Origin of the sequence: Streptomyces phyllanthi (assembly GCF_009377205.1) — a bacterium.
In the GTDB taxonomy this organism is placed as follows: Bacteria; Actinomycetota; Actinomycetes; order Streptomycetales; family Streptomycetaceae; genus Streptomyces; species Streptomyces phyllanthi.
Genome location: NZ_VJZE01000579.1, coordinates 1 through 4,863 on the forward strand (window position 1 = coordinate 1; position 4,863 = coordinate 4,863).

Annotated in this window: 5 protein-coding genes; 2 read left to right on the forward strand and 3 right to left on the reverse strand. The window is 68.7% G+C overall.

The genetic code is table 11. From position 1 onward, the window contains the following. Nucleotides 1–53 precede the first annotated feature (53 nt). Nucleotides 54–248, reverse strand: a complete 195-nt coding sequence (locus FNH04_RS41245) for a hypothetical protein (RefSeq protein ID WP_322725358.1) — start codon at nucleotides 246–248, stop codon at nucleotides 54–56. Nucleotides 249–813: 565 nt separating this feature from the next. On the opposite strand from FNH04_RS41245, the gene FNH04_RS41250 reads away from it, so the two are divergent. After that, entirely contained in the window at nucleotides 814–2,022 is a 1,209-nt protein-coding gene (locus FNH04_RS41250; protein ID WP_322725360.1) for an acyltransferase family protein, read from the forward strand. Nucleotides 2,023–2,042: 20 nt separating this feature from the next. On the opposite strand, the gene FNH04_RS41255 is transcribed toward FNH04_RS41250, so the two are convergent. Next, a complete protein-coding gene (locus FNH04_RS41255) occupies nucleotides 2,043–2,552 on the reverse strand; it encodes an HD domain-containing protein (protein WP_152791327.1) in 510 nt (169 codons plus the stop codon). Between the two features lie 249 nt (nucleotides 2,553–2,801). After that, nucleotides 2,802–3,974, reverse strand: a complete 1,173-nt coding sequence (locus tag FNH04_RS41260) for a PP2C family protein-serine/threonine phosphatase (RefSeq protein ID WP_152791329.1) — start codon at nucleotides 3,972–3,974, stop codon at nucleotides 2,802–2,804. A gap of 296 nt (nucleotides 3,975–4,270) precedes the next feature. Between FNH04_RS41260 and FNH04_RS41265 the strand changes: the two genes are divergently transcribed. After that, on the forward strand, nucleotides 4,271–4,863 hold a 593-nt coding region (locus FNH04_RS41265; protein WP_152791331.1), incomplete at its 3' end, for a GNAT family N-acetyltransferase.

Sequence of the window (4,863 nt, forward strand, 5' to 3'; positions counted from 1 at the left end):
TCCCCGCTGTCCCCCGGTGCCCCGAGCCGGGCATGACGGCCCGGCAGACGCGGTCAGAACTGGATCGAGTTGAGGGTGTCCGCTATGGAGTTGAGGAAGCGCTGGATGTCGTCGGCCATGCCGGTCGAGGCGAGGAAGAAGCCGAAGAGCACGGCGACGACCGCGGGTCCGGCCTTGAGGTTTCCCCCTCTCAGCAACACCACAAGGATGATCGCCAACAGCAGCACCACTGACAGCGAAATGGCCACAACTGATCACACCCTCGGTACAGTCCGCTCTCCCGGCCCGGGGTGCCGGCCCCGCGCACCCCGCCAGAACCATCGTGCCACCAACACGGCTCACCTATGCCGTTGGTTACGCAACGTTGGCCTGTCCCCGTGCGCGACCTGCACGCCCCGCTTCCAACGCGCAGCCGTCGTACGGCAATTCGAGGGACCACCCGGAGTCGAATTCGCGGTGATCGTTTCGATGCACACACATTGTGTTCGCAGCTAATTCGAATTGTTGCCACAGGCACATCGAAGACTCTGAGGAAGTGGACATTTCGCCAGAGTCACCCGCGGACGTTATGCACCATTTAGTCCGGATGAATGAGGACACAAGGGGCCAAACGGGCTACGGACTGTGTGCCAATCCACATGCAACCCTTCGCAAATCCTGGGTAGTCGAGGCCGGTAATACGACATTCACGTCGACGGTTTTACTAAATCCCACAGACAACGCTAGGGTGCCTCAGATGTTCACCGCTGCCTCGTCCCCCGCACGCGCAGCGAGTGCTCGGACCGTCCCGCCTACGTCCCGGTGGGAGGCTCTGTGACGAACTCGCTGCGACCGCACGGCCCCAGGGCGCCGCTCCCCTCGGCTCAGCAGTCGACGGACGGAGTACCGAGCCCGCGTTCCCCCCACACCACGCGGCCGGCCCCCGGCGCCGCCGCGCCGGACGCCAGACCGGTCAAACAGCGCGACGCCTTCTTCGACAATGCCAAGTACCTGGCCATCGTGCTCGTCGCGATGGGGCACGCCTGGCAGCCGCTGTCGGACCAGAGCCGCGCCGCCGAGGCGCTGTACATGGTCGTCTACACGTTCCACATGCCGGCGTTCATCCTCATCTCCGGCTACTTCTCGCGCAGTTTCGACATGCGCCCCGACCGGCTCCGGCGCCTGGTCACCGGCGTCGCCGTCCCGTACGTGCTCTTCGAGGTCGCATACTCCCTCTTCAAGGGCTGGGCCGACGACGATCCCGGCCATCCGATCAGTCTGCTCGACCCGTGGTACCTCACCTGGTTCCTGGTCGCGTTGTTCGTGTGGCGGATGACCACCCCGCTGTGGAAGGTCGCCCGCTGGCCCGTCCCGATCGCGCTCGGCATCGCCGTGCTCGCCTCGGTGTCGCCCGACATAGGTGACGACCTGGACCTGCAGCGTGTCCTGCAGTTCCTGCCGTTCTTCGTCGTGGGTCTGTGCATGAAGCCCGAGCACTTCCAGCTGATGCGGCGCCGTGAGGTGCGGATCCTGTCGGTGCCGGTGTTCGCGATCGCGCTGGCGGTGGCGTACTGGGCGGGGCCGCGGATGACCTCGGCCTGGTTCTACCACCGTGACAGCGCACAGGAGTTGGGCTCACCGTGGTGGGCCGGTGTTGTCATGACGCTCGCGCTCTTCGGCTGCTCGATGGTGCTCACGGCCTGCTTCTTCTCTTGGGTGCCGCGCCGGAGGATGTGGTTCACGGTGCTCGGCGCGGGCACGCTGTACGGCTACCTGCTGCACGGTTTCCTCGCCAAGGGCTCCCGTTTCTGGGACTGGTACGACCACAGCTGGGTGTACCAGCCGCTCGGTGAGGTCGCCGTCACGCTGGTCGCCGCGGCGGTCGTCACGGTGCTGTGCACTCCGCCGGTACAGCGGATGTTCCGTTTCGCGATGGAGCCGAAGATGGAGTGGGCGTTCAAGCGGGACGCGATGGAGCTGGCGCGTGAGCGTGGGAAGGGCGGCGGTCCTGGAGGTAAGGGCAAGGCTGACGCGAAGGCATGACGGCCGGTAACTGATTGCGGTCAGCCGCCGCTGTTCGCCTCGCTGTTCTCCTCGTTGTTCGCCTCCTCGGTCGTCAGGCCGAGGAGGCTTCGCATGTGGGCGTACTTCTTCTCCAGGCGGGTGCGGGTCGGGGCCTCGAGGACGGCGAGGCGGGCGGGGTCGGCGTTGTGCGCCAGGTCGGACTCCTTGACCAGGGGAGCGCCCGGGGTGGCGAGGATGCGGGCCGCGTAGGTCTCCGGGAATTCGTCCGGGCGCTTGGTGAGTGCCCGGACGATGTCCTTCGTACGGTCCGTCAGTGCGGCGTCGCGCAGCCACTCCTCCGACAGGGCGTCGTCCTCGACCGCGTCGTGCAGCCAGGCCGCCGCGATCTGTTCCTCGTCGCCACCGCGGGCACGTACGCCCTCGGCGACGGCCTGCAGGTGCTCCTCGTACGGGCGTCCGGCCTTGTCGGTCTGCCCGGTGTGCGCCGCGCGGGCGAGGGCCTCGATCTCGGGGAGGGTGAGGAGGGCTCTGGCTCTGGTTCTGGTCATGGGTCCAGTGTGTCGTGCGGGTGGTCGGCTTGCGCCTGGGGCACCGAACCCCGTTTTCGGGGGCCCGCCCCCGGACCCCCGCTCCTCGAACGCCGGAGGGGCTGGATGGTGCGGGGCCGGCCCCATCGGGTCCGTCCGGCGTTTGAGGACGAGGCCCGTTCAGGGCCGAAGCGGGGGTCTGGGGGCGGCAGCCCCCAGGGACAGGATGGGACGGGTAACGGCGGCGGGGGCGACACACCGTTCTCGTGGTCAGCGGGGAGCTGTTGGGCCCTCTCGGCATATCAGGAGCAGGGCGCGGTCGTCGTTGACGTCGCGGGCCACCGCCTCGATGAGGTGCCACGCGGCGCCGTGGAAGCCACCGGCGACATAGCGGTCCGCCTCGCCCGTGAGACGGTCGATGCCTTCCACGATGTCGCGATCGGAGGTCTCCACGAGGCCGTCCGTGAAGAGCATCAGCACGTCCCCGGGACGGAGAGAACCCTTCACCGGGTCGAACTGGGCCCCGTCGTACACGCCGAGAAGCGGACCCTCCGCGGCCTTCTCCTCCCAGCGGCCACTGCCCGCGCTGAGCTGGAGACCCGGCGGGTGCCCCGCGGAGAAGAGTTCGTAGTCCCCCGAGTCCAGATCGAGGACGAGGTGGATCGACGTCGCGAAGCCCTCGTCCCAGTCCTGGCGGAGCAGGTAGCCGTTCGCCGCGGGGAGGAAGGCATGCGGTGGGAGCGATCCCAGCAGGCCGCCGAAAGCGCCGGAGAGGAGCAGTGCGCGCGACCCGGCGTCCATGCCCTTGCCCGAGACGTCCGTGAGGACGACCTCCAGCGTGCGGCCACCGTTCGTGCGGGCCGCCACGACGAAGTCGCCCGAGAAGGACTGACCCCCCGCCGGCCGCAGCGCCATCTCCCGGTGCCAGCCCGCCGGCAGCTGCGGCAACTTGCTCTGCACACGGATGCGTTCACGCAGGTCGAAGAGCATCGTGCCGCCCCGCCGCCAGGGAACGCCCACCCGGCTGCGGAACTGGGCGATGAGAAGTCCGAAGAAACCGCAGGCCGCCACCACGAGCACGATGCCGGGCGTCACGCGGGACGGTCCCTCGGTGTACGGCCCGAGTTGGACGGACTCGACTATCAGCGCGGTCGCGGCGGCCGCGTAGAGGGCGAGGAGACTGGCCGGGCGCAGCAGCAGGCCGCCCGCGACGATAGGGAGGACGAGGACCGCCGGTGAGATCCACACCGAGTTGGCCATCGTGCACGCGGCGATCAGTGGGATCGTCAGCATCAGACCGGCGAGCGCGACCCAGTCGGAGCCGTCCCCCCGGAAATAGTCGACGGCGGACTTGCGCACGCCGGTGCGGGCCCGATGAGCCAGTTTCCTCAACCGGGCCGTGAACGTCTCGGCCTCCGCGCGCCGCTCTCCTCCTGATGCCATTGCTCGGGACCTTATCCATCGGACCAGCTCTTGTGCACGGGAGGTCCTACTTGTCCCCCTTCCGAGGTCCGGTTCACGACGAATCTCACACAGATCTCACACGACGGCAGCCGAGGGGCGGTGTGGGGGCGATGCCGAGTTCGGGTTGGATTCGACTCGGTCCCGGGGTGAGTTGAGGGCGAGTCGGGACCGGTCGGGGGCGGCTTGAGGGCGACTTGCGGGCGACTTGAGGCGACTCGGGAGCGGTGTCGGAGAAATGGTTCGACTGGTCCTGATTGCCCTGGTAGGCATGGTCCATGGCGACTGACTTGCGCGTGCTGCGGAAGGACGACTGGAATCCCTGGTACGACAACCTCATCCGTGCCTTCGGCGGTGCGGACGAGCCTCCCGAGGAGCGTGAGCTGTGGGAGGCGCTCACGGAGTACGACCGATCCATCGGCGCCTGGGACGGCGGCCAATGCGTGGGGACGGCGGGCGCGTTCACCTTCCGTATCACGGTGCCGGGCGGCGCCTCGGTCCCGGCCGCGGGCATCACGATGGTGAGCGTCGCGGCCACGCACCGGCGCCGCGGACTGCTGAGGGCCATGATGCGGCGGCAGTTGGACGACATCCGCTCCTGGGGCGAGCCCCTCGCCGTACTGACCGCCTCGGAGCCCGTGATCTACGGCCGGTTCGGCTACGGCGTCGCGACGCACCAGTTCAGCGTGGAGGTGGACACCACCCGCGTACGGCTGTCCGTACCGCCCGGCACCGATGACGTACACCTGCGGTACGTACCGCCGGCCGACGCGCTGGACGCGTGCGAGGCGGTGTACGCGCGGCGGGTGCCCGAGCGGCCGGGCATGCTGGCGCGGCGGCCCGGCTGGGAGCGGCTGGGGGTGCTCGACCC

Excerpts from the sequence above, each read along its gene's own strand:
- FNH04_RS41255 (WP_152791327.1), bottom strand. The coding sequence starts at position 2,552 with ATGACCAGAACCAGAGCCAGAGCCCTCCTCACCCTCCCCGAGATCGAG.
- FNH04_RS41260 (WP_152791329.1), bottom strand. The coding sequence starts at position 3,974 with ATGGCATCAGGAGGAGAGCGGCGCGCGGAGGCCGAGACGTTCACGGCC.